The 21474-nt window shown below is 68.6% G+C and carries 21 protein-coding genes; 16 read left to right on the forward strand and 5 right to left on the reverse strand.

All coding sequences use genetic code 11. The annotated features are described in order from the left end of the window. Window positions 1-10 precede the first annotated feature (10 nt). From glmS to Q8N10_RS15055, 3 genes are all read left to right on the forward strand, one after another. On the forward strand, window positions 11-1828 hold the full coding sequence (gene glmS / locus Q8N10_RS15045; protein WP_304781032.1) for a glutamine--fructose-6-phosphate transaminase (isomerizing): 1818 nt from the start codon (window positions 11-13) through the stop codon (window positions 1826-1828). Between the two features lie 94 nt (window positions 1829-1922). Continuing rightward, complete coding sequence (locus Q8N10_RS15050) at window positions 1923-2792, forward strand: UTP--glucose-1-phosphate uridylyltransferase (protein WP_304781035.1); 870 nt, start codon at window positions 1923-1925, stop codon at window positions 2790-2792. A gap of 12 nt (window positions 2793-2804) precedes the next feature. After that, window positions 2805-3665 (forward strand): SDR family oxidoreductase, encoded by an 861-nt coding sequence (locus Q8N10_RS15055; RefSeq protein ID WP_304781038.1) that lies wholly within the window; start codon window positions 2805-2807, stop codon window positions 3663-3665. On the opposite strand, the gene Q8N10_RS15060 is transcribed toward Q8N10_RS15055, so the two are convergent. Further along, entirely contained in the window at window positions 3662-4888 is a 1227-nt protein-coding gene (locus Q8N10_RS15060) for an alpha/beta fold hydrolase (RefSeq protein WP_304781041.1), read from the reverse strand. The two genes, Q8N10_RS15055 and Q8N10_RS15060, sit on opposite strands and share 4 nt — an antisense overlap. A gap of 167 nt (window positions 4889-5055) precedes the next feature. On the opposite strand from Q8N10_RS15060, the gene Q8N10_RS15065 reads away from it, so the two are divergent. Continuing rightward, window positions 5056-5388 (forward strand): hypothetical protein, encoded by a 333-nt coding sequence (locus tag Q8N10_RS15065; RefSeq protein WP_304781044.1) that lies wholly within the window; start codon window positions 5056-5058, stop codon window positions 5386-5388. Here the strand turns inward: Q8N10_RS15065 and lepB are convergent. Both lepB and Q8N10_RS15075 read right to left on the reverse strand, forming a co-directional pair. Continuing rightward, window positions 5385-6140, reverse strand: coding sequence for a signal peptidase I (gene lepB, locus Q8N10_RS15070; protein ID WP_304781196.1), 756 nt, complete (start codon window positions 6138-6140; stop codon window positions 5385-5387). The two genes, Q8N10_RS15065 and lepB, sit on opposite strands and share 4 nt — an antisense overlap. Before the next feature lie 63 nt (window positions 6141-6203). Then, window positions 6204-6953 (reverse strand): alpha/beta hydrolase, encoded by a 750-nt coding sequence (locus tag Q8N10_RS15075; protein ID WP_370690233.1) that lies wholly within the window; start codon window positions 6951-6953, stop codon window positions 6204-6206. 82 nt (window positions 6954-7035) lie between these two features. On the opposite strand from Q8N10_RS15075, the gene Q8N10_RS15080 reads away from it, so the two are divergent. The 9 genes from Q8N10_RS15080 to pheT all read left to right on the forward strand — a co-directional run bounded on the left by Q8N10_RS15080 (window position 7036) and on the right by pheT (window position 16732). Continuing rightward, on the forward strand, window positions 7036-8208 hold the full coding sequence (locus Q8N10_RS15080) for a glycosyltransferase family 4 protein (RefSeq protein WP_370690234.1): 1173 nt from the start codon (window positions 7036-7038) through the stop codon (window positions 8206-8208). Beyond that, window positions 8198-9181 (forward strand): glycosyltransferase family 9 protein, encoded by a 984-nt coding sequence (locus Q8N10_RS15085; protein ID WP_304781049.1) that lies wholly within the window; start codon window positions 8198-8200, stop codon window positions 9179-9181. Before Q8N10_RS15080 ends, Q8N10_RS15085 begins: the two co-directional genes overlap by 11 nt. A 110-nt stretch (window positions 9182-9291) precedes the next feature. After that, window positions 9292-9813 (forward strand): translation initiation factor IF-3, encoded by a 522-nt coding sequence (gene infC, locus Q8N10_RS15090; RefSeq protein ID WP_215342444.1) that lies wholly within the window; start codon window positions 9292-9294, stop codon window positions 9811-9813. Window positions 9814-9979: 166 nt separating this feature from the next. Then, window positions 9980-11179, forward strand: a complete 1200-nt coding sequence (locus Q8N10_RS15095) for an MFS transporter (RefSeq protein ID WP_304781052.1) — start codon at window positions 9980-9982, stop codon at window positions 11177-11179. After that, a complete protein-coding gene (locus tag Q8N10_RS15100; protein ID WP_304781054.1) occupies window positions 11176-12399 on the forward strand; it encodes an MFS transporter in 1224 nt (407 codons plus the stop codon). Before Q8N10_RS15095 ends, Q8N10_RS15100 begins: the two co-directional genes overlap by 4 nt. A 158-nt stretch (window positions 12400-12557) precedes the next feature. Further along, entirely contained in the window at window positions 12558-12758 is a 201-nt protein-coding gene (rpmI, locus tag Q8N10_RS15105; RefSeq protein WP_215342450.1) for a 50S ribosomal protein L35, read from the forward strand. A 15-nt stretch (window positions 12759-12773) separates the two neighbouring features. Next, complete coding sequence (rplT, locus tag Q8N10_RS15110; protein ID WP_304781060.1) at window positions 12774-13130, forward strand: 50S ribosomal protein L20; 357 nt, start codon at window positions 12774-12776, stop codon at window positions 13128-13130. 112 nt (window positions 13131-13242) lie between these two features. Then, window positions 13243-14349, forward strand: a complete 1107-nt coding sequence (pheS, locus tag Q8N10_RS15115) for a phenylalanine--tRNA ligase subunit alpha (protein WP_304781063.1) — start codon at window positions 13243-13245, stop codon at window positions 14347-14349. Between the two features lie 10 nt (window positions 14350-14359). Further along, window positions 14360-16732, forward strand: a complete 2373-nt coding sequence (gene pheT / locus Q8N10_RS15120) for a phenylalanine--tRNA ligase subunit beta (protein ID WP_304781066.1) — start codon at window positions 14360-14362, stop codon at window positions 16730-16732. Between the two features lie 6 nt (window positions 16733-16738). Here the strand turns inward: pheT and Q8N10_RS15125 are convergent, their stop codons facing one another. After that, entirely contained in the window at window positions 16739-17749 is a 1011-nt protein-coding gene (locus Q8N10_RS15125; RefSeq protein WP_304781068.1) for a mechanosensitive ion channel family protein, read from the reverse strand. Window positions 17750-17877: 128 nt separating this feature from the next. On the opposite strand from Q8N10_RS15125, the gene Q8N10_RS15130 reads away from it, so the two are divergent. Beyond that, window positions 17878-18432 (forward strand): TIGR00645 family protein, encoded by a 555-nt coding sequence (locus Q8N10_RS15130; protein ID WP_304781071.1) that lies wholly within the window; start codon window positions 17878-17880, stop codon window positions 18430-18432. Window positions 18433-18493: 61 nt separating this feature from the next. Here Q8N10_RS15130 and Q8N10_RS15135 read toward each other — a convergent pair whose 3' ends face one another. Further along, entirely contained in the window at window positions 18494-19159 is a 666-nt protein-coding gene (locus tag Q8N10_RS15135) for a DUF1134 domain-containing protein (RefSeq protein ID WP_304781074.1), read from the reverse strand. Window positions 19160-19309: 150 nt separating this feature from the next. Between Q8N10_RS15135 and lepA the strand changes: the two genes are divergently transcribed. Together lepA and Q8N10_RS15145 are read left to right on the forward strand one after the other, a co-directional pair. After that, complete coding sequence (gene lepA, locus Q8N10_RS15140; RefSeq protein WP_305663952.1) at window positions 19310-21115, forward strand: translation elongation factor 4; 1806 nt, start codon at window positions 19310-19312, stop codon at window positions 21113-21115. Window positions 21116-21246: 131 nt separating this feature from the next. After that, on the forward strand, window positions 21247-21384 hold the full coding sequence (locus Q8N10_RS15145) for an entericidin A/B family lipoprotein (RefSeq protein WP_304781079.1): 138 nt from the start codon (window positions 21247-21249) through the stop codon (window positions 21382-21384). The last annotated feature ends 90 nt before the right edge of the window (window positions 21385-21474 follow it).

Raw genomic sequence — 21474 nt, forward strand, 5'->3', positions numbered from 1 at the left:
CCTCGGGTCCATGTGCGGCATCATCGGTATTGTCGGGACGGCCCCGGTTCAGGATCGTCTTCTGGAGAGTCTGAAGCGGCTGGAGTACCGCGGCTATGACTCCGCGGGCATCGCCGGCGTCGTCGGCGGCAAGGTCGAGCGCCGCCGCGCCAAGGGCAAGATCCGCGCCCTTGAGGACGTGCTGGCCGCCCAACCCCTGAAGGCCATGGTCGGCATCGGCCATACCCGCTGGGCCACCCATGGCGCGCCCACCGAGGCCAACGCCCACCCGCACCAAGCGGGCAAGGTGACGCTGGTCCACAACGGCATCATCGAGAACTTCGCCGAGCTGCGCCGCGAACTGGAGGCCAAGGGCCGCAGCTTCGAGAGCCAGACCGACACCGAGGTCATCGCCCACCTGCTGGACACCAACCTCGCTGCCGGCCTGGAACCCCTGGCCGCCCTGAAGGCCACCCTGGACCGCCTGCACGGCGCCTACGCCATCGCCGTCCTGATCGAGGGCCGCGAGGACCTGATCCTGGGCGCGCGGCGCGGCAGCCCGCTGGTGGTGGGCTACGGTTCGGGAGAGATGTTCCTGGGCTCAGACGCCCTGGCGGTCGGCCCCTTCACCACCCGCATCGCCTATCTGGAAGAGGGCGACTATGTCGCCATCGACCACAGCTCAGCCTCGATCTTCAACGAGCTCGGCCAGGCCGTGACCCGCGAGATGCGTGTCGTCTCCCCGTCCGCGGCCCTGGTGGAGCGCGGCAACTACCGGCACTTCATGGAAAAGGAGATCCATGACCAGCCCGACGCCTGCCAGCACACCCTCTCGGCCTATCTCGACCCGGTCAGCGGCAAGGCCACGGCGCCCGGCGGCGTGGACTTCGCCAAGGTCGACCGCATCCAGATCATCGCCTGCGGCACGGCCTTCTATGCCGGCCTGATCAGCCGCTACCTGTTCGAGCGCCTGGCCCGCATCCCTGTCGATGTCGAGGTGGCCTCGGAGTTCCGCTACCGCGAGCCGCCGGTGACGCCGGGCACGCTGGCCATCGTCGTCTCCCAGTCGGGCGAGACCGCCGATACGCTGGCCGCCCTGCGCTGGTGCAAGGGCCAGGGCCTGCAGACCGCCGCCGTGGTCAATGTCCACGAGTCCACCATGGCCCGCGAGGCCGACGTGCTGTTCCCCACCCATGCGGGTCCCGAGATCGGGGTGGCCTCGACCAAGGCCTTCACCAGCCAGGTCGCGGCGCTGACCGCGCTCGCCATCGCCGCCGGCGCGGCGCGCGGCATGTTCGACGCCGCCGAGGAGGCGCGCCTCTCCAGGCTGCTGCTGGAGGCGCCGCGCCTGATCGCCCAGTCCATCGCCGTGGAGGACGCCATCCGCGCCCTGGCGCCCGACCTCGCCAAGGCCCGCGACGTGCTCTATTTCGGCCGTGGTGCCATGTCGGCCCTGGCCCTGGAAGGCGCGCTGAAGCTGAAGGAGATCAGCTACATCCATGCCGAGGGCTACGCCGCCGGCGAGCTGAAGCACGGCCCCATCGCCCTGATCGACGAGGCCACACCGGTGATCGTCATCGCCCCCAGCGACGCGCTTTACGAAAAGACCATGTCCAACATGAGCGAGGTGATGGCGCGCGGCGGGCCGATCATCCTGTTCACCGACGCGGAGGGCGCGCAGAACGCGCCGGCCGGGGTGAAGGTGATCGTCGTTCCCACCTGCGATCCCCTGGTGGCGCCCCTGGTGTTTTCCGCTCCTATCCAGCTGCTGGCCTATCATGTGGCCGTCCAGAAGGGCGCCGACGTCGACCAGCCCCGCAACCTCGCCAAGTCGGTCACCGTCGAGTAGCGGGCGCGCAAACGACGCGTCGCGGCGGTTCGTCACAAGGCGGTAATGGATTTCGTGCGTTGGGTCCTCTAGGCAAAGGCCGACGGAGGACTGCATGACGAAACCTGTGCGCAAGGCTGTGCTTCCCGTGGCGGGTCTGGGGACCCGGGTGCTTCCCGGCGCCAAGACCACGCCGAAGAACATGCTGAACATCTTCGACCGCCCGATCCTCTCCTATGTGGTGGAGGAAGCGCGCGCCGCGGGGATCGAGCACATCGTCTTCGTCACCGGTCGCGGCCAGGGCGCCATCGAGGACTATTTCGACTCCAATCCCGAGATCGAAGGGGCGCTGGAAGCCAAGGGCAAGACCGACATCCTCGCCGAGGTCCGCGCCGACCTGCCGCGTCCCGGCGGCATGAGCTTCGTGCGCCAGATGGCGCCCCTCGGCCTCGGCCACGCCGTCTGGTGCGCCCGCCACATCATCGGCGACGAGCCCTTCGCCGTCATGCTGCCCGACATGCTGATGGCCGCCGAGGTCCCGGCCCTGGCCCAGGCCGTGGCGTCCTACGAGCAGGTGGGCGGGAACATCATCGCCGTGGAGCCCTGCCCCGAGGGCGAGGCCCACAAGTACGGGATCGTGGCCCTCGACGGCCAGGACGGGCGGCTGAACCGCATGACCGGCATGGTGGAGAAGCCGGCCCCTGGGACCGAGCCCTCGAACCTGTTCATCTCCGGCCGCTACATCCTGCAGCCGGAAATCTTCGAGCTGCTGGAGCGCCAGGGCAAGGGGGCCGGCGGCGAGATCCAGCTCACCGACGGCATGGTGCAGCTGATGAAGACCCAGACCTTCCACGCCCTGGAATATGACGGCGTCACCTACGACTGCGGCGACAAGATCGGCCTGTTGCGGGCCAATGTCGCCTTCGCCCTGCGCCGGCCCGAGTTCGCCGATGCGGCCCGCGCCGCCATCCAGGCTCTGCTCTAGGAGACCTGAGCCTTGCGCCTCTTCGTCTTTGGTTACGGCTTTTCCGCCCGCGCCTTGGCGAAACGCCTCATGCCGCAAGGCTGGACCGTGGCGGCGACGTTCCGCGACCATGGCGGGTCGGAACGCCTGGCTGCCGAGGGGATCGAGCCCGTCCCGGTGGCCGACCCCGACGCCATCGCCGCCCAGATGAGGGCGGCCCAGGCCATCCTGATCACCGCCCCGCCGACCGACCATGGCTGCCCTGCCCTGCCGGCCCTGGTGCGCCCCATGGCCCGAGCCGGCGCCTTCCCCGACTGGATCGGCTACCTCTCCACCACCGGGGTCTATGGCGATCGGCGCGGGGGCTGGGTGTTCGAGGACAGCCGCCTGGCCGCCCAGTCCACCGAGGGCGCCCGCCGGGTCGGCGCCGAGCGCGACTGGCTCGAGGTGGGCCGGGGCATGGGCCTGACCGTCACCATCCACCGCCTTCCCGGCATCTACGGCCCCGGCCGTTCAGCCTTCGACCGCTTGCGGGAGGGCCGCGCACGCCGCGTGTCAGCGCCCGGCCAGGTGTTCAGCCGCATCCATGTGGATGACCTGGCGGCCGGGCTGGAGGCCTCCATCGCCCGCCCCCGCGCCGGCGGAATCTACAATCTCTGCGACGACGAACCAGCCCCCAACAGCCAGGTGGTGGCGCACGCCGCCAAGCTGCTGGGCATCGCGCCGCCACCTGAGGAAACCCTCGACCTAGAGGCCCTCACCCCCTCGGCGCGGCGATTTTACGCCGAGACCAAGCGGGTCTCCAATGCGCTCGCCAAGGCCGAACTGGGCTGGCTGCCGCGCTACCCGACGTACCGTGAGGGCCTGGCGGCGATCCTGGCGGCCGGCGGCTAGTGGGCCAAGCCCGGGCGTAGGTCCGCCGGTTCCGGCCAGGCTTGCGAAGCGTCCGGAGCCGCGGCGCGGACGCCGGCGCCAAGGTCGCGGGTGGCGCTCGGCTGCACCGAAAGGGCGAATTCCGCGATCATGTCGTTGTACAGGTCGGCCCGCTCCATGGGGCCCAGGTGGTTGACGTCCTCCACCACCTTCAGCTGGGCGCGGGGGTTCTCCCCCGACATCACGCCGCTGGCCTCCAGCTTGGTGATGATGTCCTTGTCGCCGCCGATCACCAGGATCGGCACGGTGCAGCGGGCCAGGGCGCCGGTGGCGTCCCAGTTCAGCATGGCTAGGTTGCCCTTCATCTGCACCGAGGGCGGGTTGCGGGTGACCAGCAGGGTGACGTGCTCCAGCTGGCTGGCGGTGACGAAGTCGCCGAACCCCAGGCGGTTGGCCATGTGCGCCGAGCCGCTGAGATAGCTCTGCCAGGCGCTCAGCCAGACCAGGGGGTGCAACCACTTGGCCAGGTGCATGGCCGGTTCCAGCACTGGCTTCTGCAGCGCGCGGAGCAGGCCGCTGAAAACCATGGTCTTCAGCGGGTTGGTATAGGTGGTGTTCAGCAGCACCACGCCGGCCACCCGGTTCAGCAGCTCGGGATGGTCGCGGACCAGGGTCTGAATGGTCATGCCGCCGATGCTGTGCCCCACCAGGACCACGGGGCCTCCCGGGGTCGCGCGCAGCAGCCCGCCCAGGTCGGCGGCGAAGTCGGGCAGGCAGACCTGCCGGTTGGCGGCCAAGCGCGACTTGCCCAGCCCCGGCAGGTCCCAGGCGATCACCCGGAAACGGTCGGAGAGGTCCTGCTTGGCGTAGTTCCAGAAGGTGCTGTCCATGCCCCAGCCGTGGGTGAACAGGATGGCCGGCGCGCCGGCCGGGCCATGGGTCTCCACATAGAGCTCGGCGCCCGTGGCGCCTGGCGTGACCTTGCCGTCAGAGCGGACCGCGCGGCTGGGCCGGGTGTCGCGGTGGGTGAGCAGGGGCAGGACCAGGAAGCGACCGAGGGAGGACCAGGCCAGCAGGCCAAGTCCGGTCCAGAGCCGCCAGGCTTCCCGGGCGCGATAGATGTCGCCCTGGGCGTCGAGGAGCCAGGGGGCGTCGTACCAGCTCCACAGCAGATAGCCGCTGGTCACCAGGACGGCGAGGGAGAGCAGGGAGGTGAGAAGCCGAAGGATAGACAGCAGCGCCATGGCACGGATCCGATAGGAGAGAGTCCCTCGACCAACACCGGCAGGGCCCGCCTGTTCCGCCCCATCTGCCTGTTTCGGCGCGGGTTTTCCGCTGTCCGGACACCTTTTTCCTGTCACACGGGCGCGACATAGGCTTGGCTGGCGTCGCGCCAGCTTCTGAGACCACCATGACCGAGCCCGGACGACTGAAGAAAAGCGAATCCCTGGAGATTCGGATTCCCTATCCCACCAAGGAGGCCTTCATGGCCCGCTGCCGCGCCGACGGCCGCTCGGCCAGCGAGGCCCTGCGCGCCTTCATCGACCAGCAGCTCGAGGCGCCGGCCAAGCCCCGTTCCCCCCGCAAGGGTCTGCGTCTTGTCGTCGGCGCCGCCATCGCCGCGGCGGTGGGCGCCGCGGCCCTGCCCTCGCTGGCCCGGCCCAGCCTGGGCGCCGCACAGTTCGACCGCATCGACGCCGACCATGACGGCGTCCTCAGCCGCGCCGAGTACGCCGCCCGCTAGTCCAGGCGGTGGAAGGCGCGGCTCGCGTCGAACCGCATCACCCAGGTCCAGGGCTTGAAGATCGAGGCCCCGCCCTTCCACGACAGCATGATGAAGCGCGCCTTGCCCACCAGGTTCTGCGCCGGGACGTAGCCCACCCCCAGCTCCTGCGGCCAGCGGCTGTCCAGGGAGTTGTCGCGGTTGTCGCCCATCGTGAAGTAATGGCCCCGCGGCACCACGAAGACCTCGGTGTCATCGCCCGGGTGGCCGGGCTCGCGATCGAAGGTGACGTAGCTGCGGCCGTTCGGCTTGGGCTCGGCGTACTGCATCACCCGCACCCACGGAGCGCCGGGGTCCTCGATCATGCCCAGCGGCCGGCGCGGGGTGGCCCTGCCGTTGACGAAGACCTGGCCGCCCGCCACCCGGATGCGGTCGCCGGGCAGGCCGATCAGCCGCTTGATGTAAGTGACGCTCTTGTCGCGAGGCAGGTGAAAGACCACCACATCGCCGCGTTGAGGCGCCTTGCCCAGGATCCGTCCCCGGAACAGCGGCGGGCTGAACGGGATGGAGTGGGCGCTCCAGCCATAGTCGTACTTGGAGACGATGATGTAGTCGCCCTTCAGCAGGGCGGGCTGCATGGACTCCGAGGGGATCGTGAAGGGCTGGAAGAAGATGACCCGCAGCACCAGGGCGAGCAGCAGGGCGGCGGCCACCGTCTTGGCGATCTCGATGAACTCGGAGGCGGCGGTCTTGGGAACGTGCTGGCTTGTCATGGCGTCGGTCTGAGCCACTTCCGCCGCCAGGGCGATCAAAGTCCTGTCCGGACAGGCCGCTTCTCAGTCCGGACAGACCTCCTCGAGGGCCGCCAGCAGGCGCGCCAGGTCCTGCGGCCGCGACAGCCGGTGGTCGCCGTCCTTGATCAGGCTGAAGACCACGTCGTCGCTGTTCAGCGCCTGGGCCAGTTCCAGGGCGTGGCGCCAGGGAACGTCGGGATCGGCCCCGCCCTGCAGGATGCGCACGGGCGCCTGGATCGGCACGGGCCCGGGCAGGATCGACCAACGGGCGCCGTCCTCCAGCAGGTTGGCGGTGATGGGATAGGGATCGCCATAGTCGCTGGGCCGCATCCAGACGCGGTCGCGGGCCAGGGCCTCGCGGCCCGCCGCGTCGATCTCCGGCGTCATCAGCTTCTCGGTGAAGTCGGGGGCGGGCGCGATCAGCACCATGGCCTTGAGCCGCTCAGCCCGCACCGCGGCCGCCAGGCAGCTGATCCAGCCGCCCATGGAGGAGCCCACCAGGACCAGCGGTCCCTCGGTCAGTTCATCGAGGACCGCCAGGGCGTCCTCGCGCCAGCGTGTGATGGTCCCCTGCGCGAAGTCGCCGCTGGACTCGCCGTGGCCGAAATAGTCGAAGCGCACATAGGCCCGGCCGGTCGCCTGCGCCCACTCGGCGATGGCCTGCGCCTTGGTCCCGGCCATGTCGGAGCGGAAGCCCCCCAGCCAGACCACGGTGGGGCCGGCGCCCGCCACCTTGCCCCACGCCACCTGTTCGCCGTCCGGCCGCGCCAGGAAACCCGTCTCTTCGCTCATCGGCGATCAATAGCCCGTGCGAGGGCGCCCGTCAGCGTGCGTCGGGCTTTACGCGGCGCCGCAGTGCGTTATGCAGATGGCCGTGCCACTGCCTCCCAACTTCACATTGCTGCAGGTCGTCCCCGAGCTGGAGACCGGCGGCGCCGAACAGACCACGATCGATGTGGCCAACGCCGTCGTGCGCGCCGGTGGCAAGGCCCTGGTGGCGACACGCGGCGGCCGCATGACCGCGCGCCTGGAGGCCGACGGCGGGCGCCTGGCCCAGATGCCCGTTCAGTCCAAGAACCCCCTGGTGATGCTGGGCAACGCCGCGCGCCTGGTGGACCTGATCCGCAAGGAGAAGGTCAGCCTGGTCCACGCCCGCAGCCGCGCCCCGGCCTTCTCCGCCCTGTGGGCCGCCCAGGCGACGGGAACGCCCTTCGTGGCCACCTATCACGGCATCTACAACGCCAGGACCAAGCTGAAGCGCTGGTACAACGCGGTGATGACCCGCGGCGACCTGGTGATCGCCAATTCCGACTACACCCGCGACCATGTGCTGAGAGAGCATGCGCTTCCGGCCGAGAAGATCGTCACCATCCCCCGCGGCGTCGACCTGGATCGCTTCAACCCCGCCTGGGTGACCCGCGAGCGGATCGCCGCCCTGCGCGAGGCCTGGGGGATCACGCCGGACGACAACCGCGTGAAGATCCTGCTGGGCGGGCGCCTGACCCGCATCAAGGGCCACCCCACCATCATCGAGGCCGCCGCCCGCATGAAGGCGGCCGGCCAGTCGAACTTCCTGATCATCTTCGCCGGCGACGACCAGGGCCGCACCGACTACCGCGAGGAACTTGAAGCCTCGATCCGCGACCAGGGCCTAAGCGCTGAGATCAAGCTGGTGGGCCATTGCGACGACATGCCGGCCGCCTGCCTGGTCTGTGATCTCGCCATCCTGCCCACGACCGTTCCGGAGTCCTTCGGCCGCACCGCCGTGGAACCCCAGGCCATGGGCCGCCCGGTGATCGCCTCCAGCCACGGCGGCGCCACCGAGACTGTGCTGGACGGCAAGACCGGCTGGCTGGTCCCCCCCGGCGACGCTCCGGCCTGGGCCGCCGCCATGACCCACGCCATCGAGGCCGGGCCGGTCGAACTTCGCAGGATGGGGGAGCTGGCCTCGGCCCGCGCCCGCCAGCTCTATTCCGCCGAGGCCATGTGCGCGGCCACCTTGGGAGCCTATGAACGCGTGCTGGAGGCCAGAGCCCATGGCGCGTGAGATCAAGAAGATCCTGGTGATCAAGCTGTCGGCCCTGGGCGACTTCGTCCTGGCCCTGGCGGCGATGAAGAAGATCCGCGAGGCGCACAAGCGCGCCCACATCACCCTGCTGACCACCCCCCAGTTCGAGGGCCTGGCCAAGAGCTCGCCCTATTTCAACGCCGTGGAGACCGACGGCAAGCCCAACGGCCCCGGCGAATGGCTGGCCCTGCGCGGCCGGATCAAGAAGGCCCGCTATGACCGGGTCTACGACCTCCAGACCTCGGCGGCGTCCAACCGCATCTTCCAGATGCTGCGGCCCTTCCCCCCCGAATGGTCAGGGATCGCGCTGGGCTGCGCCCTGCCGCACAAGAACCCGCACCGCAACGCGATGCACACCCTGGAGCGCCAGGCCGACCAGCTGAAATATGCCGGCATCTATCCCGACGCCCCCACCGAGCCGGGCAGCGCCCCGCCGCCGGATCTCTCCTGGGTGCTGCGCAAGGCGCCGCAGGAACGCCCCGTGGCCGGCGGCGTCATGCCCCGCCCCTACGTCCTGTTCATCCCCGGCGGCTCGGCCCACCGGCTGGACAAGCGCTGGCCCGTCGACCGCTACGGCGAGCTGGGCAAGATTCTCTACGACCGCGGCTTCGACATCGTCATCCTGGGCGGCCCCCAGGAGAGCGCTGAGGCCCGCCAGATCCAGCGCTATGTGGGCAAGGCCCGCGACCTCACCGGCCGCACCGACTTCGCCCGCATCGCCATCCTGGGCGCCAAGGCCGCCCTGGTGGTGGGAAACGACACCGGGCCGCTGCACCTGGCCGCCGCGACGGGGGCGCCGACCATCGTCCTGTTCTCACGGGCCTCGGACCCCAGCCTGTCGGCTCCGCGCGGCCATGTCGCGGTCCTCCAGGCCGACAATCTGGGCGATCTGGCTGTGGCGAGCGTCGCACAGGCGGCGAATGCTTTGGCCCCAGCTCCCGGCGGCGCTTGATCGCGGGGGGCCGCAAGGTCATATACTGTCCGCACGACCCCGGAGCGCTTTGCGTGGCCGGTGCGTTCGCCTTGAAATAGCTCACGGAGCAAAAGCCTATTCGCCGCCCCATGCAGGCGCCGCCCGTCAAAGACGGACCGCGCATCAATGACGACATCCGCGTCCCAAAAGTTCTGCTCATCGATCAGCACGGTGAGAAGCAGGGCGTGATGCCGACCTCTTCCGCTCTGGAGGCCGCTGAAGAAGCTGGCCTCGACCTGGTCGAGATCGTGCCGAATGCTGATCCGCCCGTCTGCAAGATCCTGGACTACGGCAAGTTCAAGTTCCAGGAGCAGAAGAAGAAGAACGAGGCGCGCAAGCGTCAGAAGGTGGTGGAGATCAAGGAGATCAAACTCCGTCCCAACATCGACATCCACGACTACGAAGTCAAAGCGCGTTCCATGCATCGCTTCTTCGAAGAAGGCGACAAGGTGAAGGTCACCCTGCGCTTCCGTGGCCGCGAACTGGCCCACCCCGAACTTGGCATGAAGCTGCTCCAGCAGGTGAAGGCCGACTTCGAGCCGGTGGCCAAGGTCGAGTACGAGCCCCGCATGGAAGGCCGCCAGATGATCATGATCCTGGCGCCCCGCTAGAGCCCGGCGAACCATACGATTTAAGCGGCCGTCCCCCAGGGGCGGCCGCTTTTTTGTGGTCTCAGGTGAACCGCGACAACCAAGCCTCACGCTGGGTCTTTACGGCTCCACCGGGGCAGCCTAACACCGGATCATTATGTCTGAATCCGAGCCGTATAAGGCCCCGGTGCCGCGTTTTGCTGCGGCGTCGCTGATCGCCGTTATCTTCATCAACATGTTGGGCTTCGGGATCATCGTTCCGTTGTTGCCCTTCTATGCCGACTCCTTCGACGCCGAGCCCTGGCAGATCGGAGCGATCTTCGGCGCCTATTCGGTGGGAGCCTTCTTCGGCGAACCGCTGTGGGGACGGCTTTCGGACAAGTACGGCCGCAAGCCGCTGTTGATCTCCACGATCATCGGCAACTGCCTCTGCTACCTGGCGCTGGCCTTCGCCCCCAATATCTGGGTGGCCTTCGCCATCCGCCTTGTGGGCGGCCTCGCGGCCGGGAACGGCGCGGTGGTCCAGGGCTACATCGCCGACGTCACGCCTCCGGAGAAACGCGCCCGCCAGATGAGCTATCAGGGCGCCGCCTGGAACGTCGGCCTGATCATCGGCCCGGCCGTCGGGGGCTTCTTCGCCCACACCGGCATGGGCCCGGCCGGATTCCGGATTCCCCTGTTCATCGCCTCTGGCCTGGCGGCGCTCTGCGTCGTCGCCATCATGTTTTTCATCAAGGAAAGCCGCGTCCGGGAGGAGGGCATCAGCCATCGCCCCAGCCGCTGGTCGGCCATCGGCGAGGCGGTCAGCCATCCGGTGATCGGCCGCATGATGCTGCTGACCTTCCTGGTGGGCTTCGCCTTCACCGGCATCGAAAGCCAGTTCGGCCTCTGGTCACAGGCCCGGTTCGGCTGGGGCCCGCGCGAGATCGCGGTTTGTTTCGCCTTCACCGGCGCCACCGCCTTCTTCTTCCAGACCATGATCACCGGCCCGATGTCGGAGCGCTTCGGCGAGGGGGTGATGTTGTCGGTCGGCATGGGCATGACCGCCGTCGCCGCGGCTCTGCAGGTGTTCTCCGTCAGCGGCCCCATGACCATCGCCCTGATGTGCCTGACCGCGGCGGGCCAGTCGGTGGCCTTCCCCAATGTGGGCGCCATCATCTCGCGCACCGCCGACCCGCACAGGCAGGGTCAGATCATGGGTCTCAACAACGCCACCGGCGCCCTGGCCCGGGTGGTGGGGCCGGTCTGTGCCGGCCTGATGGTGCCCGTCATGCGCGATGGGCCTTTCATCCTCGGCGCCCTGGTGGTGGCGCCGGCCATCCTGCTGGCCCTGTCGGCCACCCGAAGATCACGGCTCCTGACCGAGCCGCCAAAGCCTGAGCCATGACCCCGCCGGGCGCGGGCGTTCCGAGCGACAAGCAGGACCTCCGCGCCCTGATCATCCTGCTGTCGGTGGTGTTCCTGAACATCGCCGGCTTCGGCGTGGTGATCCCGCTTCTGCCCTTCTTCGGCCAGGCCTTCGACGCCCCGGCCTGGCAGATCGCCCTGCTGTTTTCGATGTTCTCCTTCGGCCAGTTCCTGGGGGAACCCTTCTGGGGACGGCTGTCGGACCGGGTGGGCCGCCGCCCCGTGCTGATCGCCACCATCGCCATCAGCGCCCTGGCCTATATCGCCCTAGCCTTCTCCCCCAACATCATCTTCGCCTTCGTGGCCCGGTTCGCCGGCGGCTTCTTCGCGGGCAATATCTCCACGCTTCAAGGCTGCATGGCCGACATCACCCCGCCGGAGAAGCGCGCCGGGCGGATGGGGGTGATGGGCTCGGCCTTCTCCATGGGCTTCATGACCGGCCCTGCCCTGGGCGGCCTGCTGGCCCAGCCCAGCCTCGGCCCCATCGGCTTCCAGCTGCCCCTGTTCGCGGCCGCCGCGCTTGGCCTGGCCTCGGCGGCCGGCGTCTTCTTCTTCGTGCGCGAGACCCGGCCCGGCACGCCGGACGTTCGTCCGCGTGGCCGTCAGGTGGCCCTGCGCGAGGCCTTCGCCCATCCGGTGATCGCCCGCATCCTGATCATCTCCTTCGTCATCGTCTCGGGCTTCGCCGGCATCGAGGCCACCTACGGCCTGTGGACCGCCGCCAAGTTCGGCTGGGGCCCCCGCGAAATCGGCTTGGCCTTCATGGTCATCGGCGTCATCGGCGCCTTCAGCCAGGGCATCGCCACCGGCTGGCTGGTGGCCCGGTTCGGCGAGCCCCGGGTGCTGATCGCAGGTCTGTGCCTGATGTTCGTCGGCATGCTCGTGCAGTTCACGTCGCAGGTTCCGGCCCAGGCGGTGCTGGGCCTGGCCATCGTTGGCTTTGGCCAGTCCATCTGCTTCCCCAATCTGGTGGGCCTGATCTCCAAGGCCACGCCGCCGGACCGCCAGGGCGAGATGCTGGGCCTCAACATGTCCAATAATGCGCTCGCCCGCATCGGCGGCCCCATCTATGCGGGCCAGCTCTTCAGCCTGGTCTCCCCGGGCGCCCCCTTCGCGCTCACCGCCATCCTCATCGTCCCGGCCCTGATCCTCGCCATCCAGGTGGCGCGCCGCATGCCCCATGTCGGGCGAACCGGCTAGATCCACGGGAACCGGCAGGCTGGGTCTCGGGAGACTCAAACCCTTGCTTTCCCCCAGCCTTTCGCGTATTCGCCCTCCCCTTCGGAACCGTCTGGCCAATGGCATGCCAGGACGGTTCATCAATACGCCAGAGGACGGGGCTCACGCTCCGCAGAGAAATGCCGAAACTGAAGACCAAGTCAGGCGCCAAGAAGCGCTTCAAAATCACTGCGTCTGGCCTCATCAAGGCCGGCGTCGCGGGCAAGCGCCACCGGCTGATGAGCCACAGCGCCAAGTACATCCGTCAGAACCGTGGCACGAAGGTCATGTCGTCGTCCGACGTCAAGACCATCAAGTCCTACCTGCCCTACGGCCTTTGATCGGAGCACTGACACATGGCACGCGTTAAAAGGGGCGTCGTCGCCCACGCCCGTCACAAGAAGGTTCTTGAGCAGGCCAAGGGTTTCTACGGCCGCCGCAAGAACACCATCCGTACGGCCAAGGCCGCGGTGGACAAGGCCGGCCAGTACGCCTACCGCGACCGCAAGGTCCGCAAGCGTAACTTCCGCTCGCTCTGGATCCAGCGCATCAACGCCGCGGCCCGCATCGAGGGGCTGACCTACGCGACCTTTATCCACGGCCTTGACCTGGCCGGGATCGAGATCGACCGCAAAGTCCTGTCGGACATCGCGGGCAACGACCCCACCGCGTTTAAGGCCATCGCTGAGAAGGTTCGCGCCGCTCTGGCTTGAGGCCCGGGAGCCCTTGGCTCCTAAAGCATTCAAAGCCCTTCGGCCGAACCGCCGGAGGGCTTTTTGCTGTCCTCTTCCCGCGCCCTGTCACCCCCTCTAAGAACGCCGTGTCATGACCGCCAAACTCGAAGCCGACCTCACCGCCGCCATCGCGGCCGCCCCTGACCTCACGGCCCTGGAGGCCGTCCGCGTCTCGGCCCTGGGCAAGTCCGGGGCGATCTCCGACCTGCTCAAGTCGCTGGGGGGCATGTCCCCCGACGAGCGCCGCGAACAGGGTCCGCTGATCAACGGCCTGCGCGACCGCGTCGCCGCCGCCATCACCGAGCGCAAGGCCGGCCTGGAAGCCGCCGAGCTGGACGCCCGGCTGGCGGCCGAGCGCGTCGATCTCTCCCTGCCGCCGGCGCCGCGCCGCAAGGGCGGGGTCCATCCCACCATGCAGGTGATGGATGAGATGATCGCCATCTTCGCCGACATGGGCTTCTCCCTGGCCGAGGGGCCGGACATCGAGACAGACTTCAACAACTTCACGGCCCTGAACTTCCCCCCCAAGCACCCGGCCCGGGAGATGCACGACACCTTCTTCCTGCCGGAGAACGAGCAGGGGGAGCGCAAGGTGCTGCGCACCCACACCAGCCCGGTGCAGGTCCGCGTCATGAACCGCACCAACCAGAAGCCGGCCGCCCCCTGGATCGCCTCAGGCCAGGAGCCGCCGATCCGCGTCATCGTGCCGGGCCGCACCTTCCGCAAGGACAGCGACCAGACCCACACGCCCATGTTCCATCAGATCGAGGGCCTGGTGATCGACAAGGCCATCCACATGGGCCACCTGAAGTGGACCCTGGAGACCTTCCTCGGCCGGTTCTTCGAGACCCCGGACGTGGTCACCCGCTTCCGCCCGCACCACTTCCCGTTCACCGAGCCCAGCGCCGAGATGGACGTGCAGTGCGACCGCTCGGGCGACGAGGTGAAGATCGGCCAGGGGACCGACTGGCTGGAGATCCTCGGCTGCGGGATGGTCCACCCCAATGTGCTGCGCAACTGCGGCCTGGATCCTGACGTCTGGCAGGGCTTCGCCTTCGGCTGCGGCGTCGACCGCCTGGGGGTGCTCAAGTACGGCATGCCCGACCTGCGCGACATGTTCGCCACCGATGTCCGCTGGCTGCAGCACTACGGCTTCTCGGCCTTCGCCGCGCCGAATCCCGCCACCGGCCTGAGCTGAGGAGAGCATCATGAAATTCACCCTCTCCTGGCTGCGCGAGCACCTCGACACCACCGCCTCCACCACCGAACTGGTGGAGGCCATGACCATGGCCGGCCTTGAGGTCGAGCACGTCGCAGACCCCGCCACCAAGCTTGCGGCCTTCACGGTCGCCAAGATCGTTGAGGCCGTGCAGCACCCCAATGCCGACCGCCTGCGGGTCTGCCAGGTGGACACCGTCGACGGCCGCAAGGAGATCGTCTGCGGCGCCCCCAATGCGCGCGCGGGCCTGACCACCATCTACGCCCCCATCGGCGCCTATGTGCCGGGCCTCGGCGTGACGCTGGTGGAGAAGCCAGTGCGCGGCGTGGTCTCCAACGGCATGCTCTGCTCGGCGTCCGAGCTGGAGGCCGCCAGCGAGTCCGACGGCATCATGGACCTGCCAGACGATCTCGCGGTCGGGACCCCGGCCGCCACGGCGCTGGGCCTGGAGGCGGTGATCGACTTCGAGGTCACCCCCAACCGCCCCGACTGGCTGGGCGTCGTCGGGATCGCCCGCGACCTGGCCGCCGCGGGCCTCGGGACCCTGAAGGACATCGCCGTCGCACCGGTCCCCGGGACCTTCCCCAATCCGATCGCGATCAAGCTGCCCGTGCCAGAGGCCTGCCCGGCCTTCTCGGGACGGCTGATCCGCGGCGTGAAGAACGGGCCGTCCCCGGCCTGGCTGGCCCAGCGTCTGACCTCCATCGGCCTGCGCTCCATCAACACCCTGGTGGATATCACCAACCTGATCACCTACGACCGCGCCCGGCCGCTGCATGTCTATGACGCCGCCAAGCTGACCGGCGGCTTCGTCGAGGCCCGCATGGGCCGCGACGGCGAGGAGGTCGCCGCCCTCGACGGCAAGACCTACGCCGTCACCCCCGATATCTGCGTCATCGCCGACGCTTCGGGCGCCATCGGCCTAGGCGGGGTCATGGGTGGCGAAAGCACCGGCTGCTCGGAAACCACCACCGACGTCTTCCTGGAAAGCGCCTGGTTCGACCCGATCCTGACGGCCCAGACCGGGCGCTCCACCGGCATCAATTCCGACGCCCAGTACCGCTTCGCTCGCACCGTCGATCCGCAGTCCCTGGTCCCCGGCCTCGAGCTGGCGACGAAGCTGATCCTGGAGCTCTGCGGCGGCGAGGCCTCAGAGGTCACCCTGGCGGGCGAGGCGCCCACGCCCCCCACCACCATGACCTTCGACCACACCTATGTGAAGCGCCTCTCGGGTCTGGACATCGGCGACGCCCGGATCGACGAGATTCTCACCAAGCTCGGCTTCGCGGTGGCCGGCGACCAGGTCACCCCGCCGTCATGGCGCCGCGACGTCGAGGGCAAGGCCGACCTGGTCGAGGAAGTGGCCCGCATCCAGGGTTATGACGCCCTGCCCGCCACCCCCCTGCCCGAACTGGCGCCTGCCGCCGGCGGCGTGCTCACTGTGCGCCAGGGCCGGGTCCGCGTCGCGCGGCGCGCCATGGCCGCCCGCGGCTATGCCGAGACCATCACCTGGAGCTTCACGGCTCGGGCGACGGCGAAGCTGTTCGGCGGCGGCGATGCGAAGCTGGTGGTGACCAACCCCATCGCCTCCGATCTGGACTGCATGCGGCCATCCATCCTGCCCAACCTCATCGAGGCCGCGGGCCGCAACGCCCGGCGCGGCTTCCCCGACCTGGCGGCCTTCGAGATCGGCCCGCTCTATCGCGGCGACGAGCCGCAGGACCAGATGACCGTGCTGGCCGCCCTGGTCGCGCCCCACCCGCCCCGCCGCTGGGACGGCGCGAAGTCCGATCCGCTTTTCGACCTCAAGGCCGACCTGATGGCGATCCTGGAGGAGATCGGCGCGCCGAACCTGCAGCTGGTCCAGGGCTCGACCTCCGACTGGTGGCATCCCGGCCGCTCGGCCCGACTGCAGCTTGGCCCCAAGACCGTGGTGGCCGAGTTCGGCGAACTGCACCCGCGCGTGCTCAAGGCCCTGGACGTCGACGGCCCCCTGGTGGCCTTCGAGCTGAACCTGGACACCATCCCGGAGGGCAAGCGGAAGTCCACCAAGACCAAGCCCGCCCTGGACATCTCGACCCTCATGCCGCTCAGCCGCGACTTCGCCTTCGTGGTGGGGTCCGAGGTGGCGGCCGGCGACCTGGTCCGTCCGATCCTGGCCGCCGACAAGGCCCTGATCGCCGACGCCCGGGTCTTCGACGTCTATTCGGGTCCCGGTGTGCCCGAGGGCTCCAAGTCAGTCGCCGTCGAGGTCCTGGTCCAGCCCCGCGACAAGACCCTCACCGAGCCCGAGATCGAGGCCCTCTCGGCCAGGATCGTCGCCGCGGCCGAAAAGACCGTGGGCGCCAAGCTGCGGCGCTGAGGCGGCCTATTCCCGATCCTGGGTCAGGCGCTCGCGGGCCTCGCGCTCGACATCGGCGACCAGGGCGTCGGCGGCGTCGTTCTTGGTCTCGACCACCGGGTGGGGCGCCGGCTCGTGCGCGCTGCCGGCCTTCAGGCCGAGGGCCGTGAACGCCTCGCCGCCTTCCTGGCCGAACAGGCTGCGCACCCGCACGTCCATCTGCGGGTAGGGGACCTCGATCTGGGCCGAGCGCAGGGCGTCCTCGATCGCCCAGGTATAGGCCGCGTGCATGGCCGCCGGTCGCTTCACCGCGTCGAAGGTCGGCCACACCACCAGCTCGAAATTCAGCGCCGAGTCGCCGAACCCGATCAGCCACACCTGGGTCTTGCGGTCCTCGGTCTCCGGCAGGGTGAAGGGTGTGGCGCGCGCGGCCTGGATCACCACGTCGCGCACCAGGGCCTTGTCCACCCCGTAGGCCACCGAGAAGGGCACATGGATCCGCCGGGTGCCGCCCTTCAGGGTCCAGTTGATCACCTGGCTCTCGATCAGCTTGGAATTGGGAATGACGACATTGAGCCCGTCATTGGTGCGCAGCCGCGACGCCCTGGGCCCCACCTCGACGATCACCCCGCGCACCCCGTTCTCCAGCTCGATGAAGTCCCCCACATGGACGTGGGGATCGAAGATCAGCACCAGGCCCGAGACGAACTCCCGCACGATCCCCTGCAGGCCAAGACCGACCCCCACCCCCAGGGCGCCGGCGAAGACCGCCAGTGAGGTCAGGTCGATCCCCAGGGTGGACAGAGCCACAAAGAACCCGGCCACCACCAGGCCGTATCCCGACAGCTTCTCGACGATATAGATGATGGGCCGCCCGCCCCGGGCGCGACCGCGCCATCGGCTCAGGCCCCCCGACACCAGGCGGGCGGCGATGAATCCCGTTGCGACGATGACCGCGGCCACCGCGAGCTTGCCAGCTGGGACCAGCCATTGGCCGGTGGCGAACCAATCCCAGACCGTGGCGGACAGCTTCTCCAAGCGCGCACTCCCATGGGCGCCCGGCGCTCAGGCGCCGGGACACAGCATTTCCGGAGCTACGCCTTGGAGGCCGGCGGGTTCCCGCCAACGCTCTTGAATCGCCCCAGGCATCATCCCATACATCCAACATGACCACGTCCAGCCCCGGGAAATCGCCCAAGCCTAAGCCCGTCCTCGAACGCTGGCTGGAGACCGGCCTGTTCCGGTCCCGCTGGCTGATGGCGCCCTTCTATGTCGGCCTCATCATGGCCCTGGCCGCCCTGGTCTTCGTCTTCTTCAACGAGGCGTGGCACGAGTTCCAGCACATCCCGACGATGAGCCCCGAGGAGGCCATCCTCATGGCGCTCTCCCTCATCGACCTGTCCCTGGCCGGCAACCTGCTGCTGATCGTCACCTTCTCGGGCTACGAGAATTTCGTCTCCAAGATCGACACCGGCGACGACGAGGACCGCCCCTCCTGGATGGGGACGGTGGACTTCTCAGGCCTGAAGATGAAACTGATCGCCTCCATCGTGGCGATCTCCGGCATCGCTCTGCTGCGGGCCTTCATGCGCCTGTCGGAGAACGAGCCGATCCCCGACCGGACCCTGGCGTGGCTGGTGGGCATTCACCTGACCTTCGTGGTCTCCGGCGTCATGCTGGCCCTGATGGACCTGCTGGCCTCCAAGACCGACAAGCACTAGCGCTTCAGGCGAAGTGGGAACCGGTTCGCCGCCCGGAAGCGCGGCAAACAAGCGCTCGGCCCTAGAAAGGCCAGGTCCGGCGTTTCCGACTGAACCCGAGATAGCCGATATTGGCGCCCAGGCGCAGGCCGACGCCGGCGCGGATCGGCGCCAGGATGACCTCGTCGGACTGCAGGTAGTTCACACCGAGCCCGCCCACGAGATAGGCGGCGCCCTCGACGCCCGGGAACCGTTGGAAGAGGATCTCCGGGTACTGGAGATTGTAGCAGAGGGTGAAGACGCGGCTGGCGTTGCCCCCCAGGTCCCAGCCCACCGAGGGGCCCTGCCAGTAGACCTCCATCGGCGCGCGGTTCTTCATGTACAGCAGGCCCTTGCCGTAGCGGGCGCCGACCGAGATCGCGCCTGAGGCCTCCTGGCCGGCGATATAGGCCGTGGGCCGGCCGTTGTCGCGGAACACCCGCTCGATGGCCCCGCCCGCGGCCTCCGCCGTCACGCCCAGGAAGTCAGAGACGTTGTTGACCATCTCCTCGCGGGTGAACGGCTCGGCCGGAGCCTCTCCCGGATTGGGGTAGGTCTGATTTGGGTGATTCTGATTGGGATAGGCCGGCGGCGACGCCGGATAGGTGGGCGTCTGGTAGGGCCCGTTCTGGCCCGGCTCCTGCGCCTTGGCGGCCCCGGCGGCGCCCAGCGTGGCCAGGCCCGAAACGATCAGTGTGCGGCGATCCATGGAACGTCCTCGAGTGAAGGCGAAACAGCCTCCCATCCCCTGGCGTCATCAATGCGGCGGTCCAGCTTAACACCTGATTAAGCATGATGGCGCTGCAAGCACCCCTCCACCCTCGCAGGCGCGCCGGAATGTGGTAGAGGCTGGCGCACCATGAGCACCCCTCTTTCCAGAATCCGCAACTTCTCCATCGTCGCCCACATCGACCATGGCAAGTCGACCCTGTCCGATCGCCTGATCCAGGAGACCGGCGGCCTCACCAAGCGTGAGATGACCGAACAGGTGCTGGACAACATGGAGATCGAGCGCGAGCGCGGGATCACCATCAAGGCCCAGACCGTGCGCCTCGACTACACGGCCCGCGACGGCGAGACCTATGTCCTGAACCTGATGGACACTCCCGGCCACGTCGACTTCGCCTATGAGGTCAGCCGCAGCCTGGCGGCCTGCGAGGGCTCGATCCTCGTGGTCGACAGCAGCCAGGGCGTCGAGGCCCAGACGCTCGCCAACGTCTATCAGGCCATCGACAACAATCACGAGATCGTCCCCGTCCTCAACAAGATCGACCTGCCCGCCGCCGAGCCCGAGCGGGTGCGCCAGCAGATCGAGGACGTCATCGGCATCGACGCCTCGGACGCCGTGCTCTGTTCGGCCAAGACCGGCGAGGGCATCGCCGACGTCCTGGAGGCCGTCGTCACCCGCCTGCCGCCCCCCAAGGGCGACCGCGACGCCCCGCTGAAGGCCCTGCTGGTGGACGCCTGGTACGACCCCTATCTGGGCGTCGTCGTTCTGGTCCGCGTCCTCGACGGGGTGCTGAAGGCCGGGATGAAGGTGCGCATGATGAATGCGGGCGTCACCCACCAGATCGACCGCATCGGGGTCTTCAAGCCCAAGCAGACCGAGACCGGCGAGCTTGGCCCGGGCGAGATCGGCTACATCACCGCCCAGATCAAGCAGGTGGCCGACGCCGCCGTCGGCGACACCATCACCGATGAGAAGCGCCAGACGGCGACGGCCCTGCCGGGCTTCCGCGTCGCCCAGTCGGTGGTGTTCTGCGGCCTCTTCCCGGTGGACGCCGCCGACTTCGAGGACCTGCGCGCCGCCATCGGCCGCCTGCGCCTGAACGACGCCTCCTTCACCTACGAGATGGAGACCAGCGCGGCCCTGGGGTTCGGCTTCCGCTGCGGGTTCCTGGGCCTGCTGCACCTGGAGATCATCCAGGAGCGCCTCAGCCGCGAGTTCGATCTCGACCTGATCGCGACGGCGCCTAGCGTGGTCTACAAGATCGGCCTGAACGACGGCAGCGAGCTGGAGTTGCACAATCCGGCCGACCTGCCCGACCCGGTGAAGATCGCCACCATCGCCGAACCCTGGATCAAGGCCACCATCCTGACCCCGGACGAGTATCTCGGCTCGGTGATCAAGCTGTGCCAGGATCGCCGCGGCGAACAACGCGAGCTGTCCTATGTCGGCTCCCGCGCCCTGGTGGTCTACGACCTGCCGCTCAACGAGGTGGTGTTCGACTTCTATGACCGGCTGAAGAGCGTCTCCAAGGGCTACGCCTCCTTCGACTACGCCATCGAGGGTTACCGGGTCGGCGACCTGGTGCGCATGTCCATCCTGGTGAATTCCGAGCCGGTGGACGCGCTCTCCATGCTGGTCCACGCCGACCGCGCCGAGGCCAGGGGCCGGGGCATGGTGGAGAAGATGAAGGACCTCATCAGTCCCCACATGTTCCAGATCCCGATCCAGGCGGCCATTGGCGGCCGGATCATCGCGCGGGAGACCGTGCGCGCCCTGCGCAAGGACGTGACGGCCAAATGCTACGGCGGCGACATGAGCCGCAAGCGCAAGCTGCTGGACAAGCAGAAGGCCGGCAAGAAGCGCATGCGCCCGTTCGGCAAGGTGGAGATTCCCCAGGAAGCCTTCATCGCGGCGCTCAAGATGGACGCCGATTAGCGACGACTCCCCTTCTCCCCTTGCGGGAGAAGGGACCTGCTTGCGCGCCCCTTGCCCCGGCGCCTCACCCTCGCCTACAAATCGCCCACAAGCTTGGCTATGCCGCCGGCCCGTCCTTGAGGAGTTCTCGAATGCGCAAGATCCTGGTTCTCGCCGTCGCCGCCGCCGCCATGCTGACGTCTGCCTGCAACACCATTTCCGGCGCGGGCCAAGACGTCTCGGCCGCCGGCCGTGCGGTCAGCGGCGCCGCCGACGACGCCAAGCGCTAGGGCCGCGGCTTCCTGGCGTCCTCCCCGGAGGACGCCAGCGGCGTGATCTGGCGCCCGGTGGCGCGACCGTTGAGCCCGGGTTCGCGCAGC

This window comes from Phenylobacterium sp., assembly GCF_030693625.1.
Taxonomy (GTDB): Bacteria; Pseudomonadota; Alphaproteobacteria; order Caulobacterales; family Caulobacteraceae; genus Phenylobacterium; species Phenylobacterium ferrooxidans.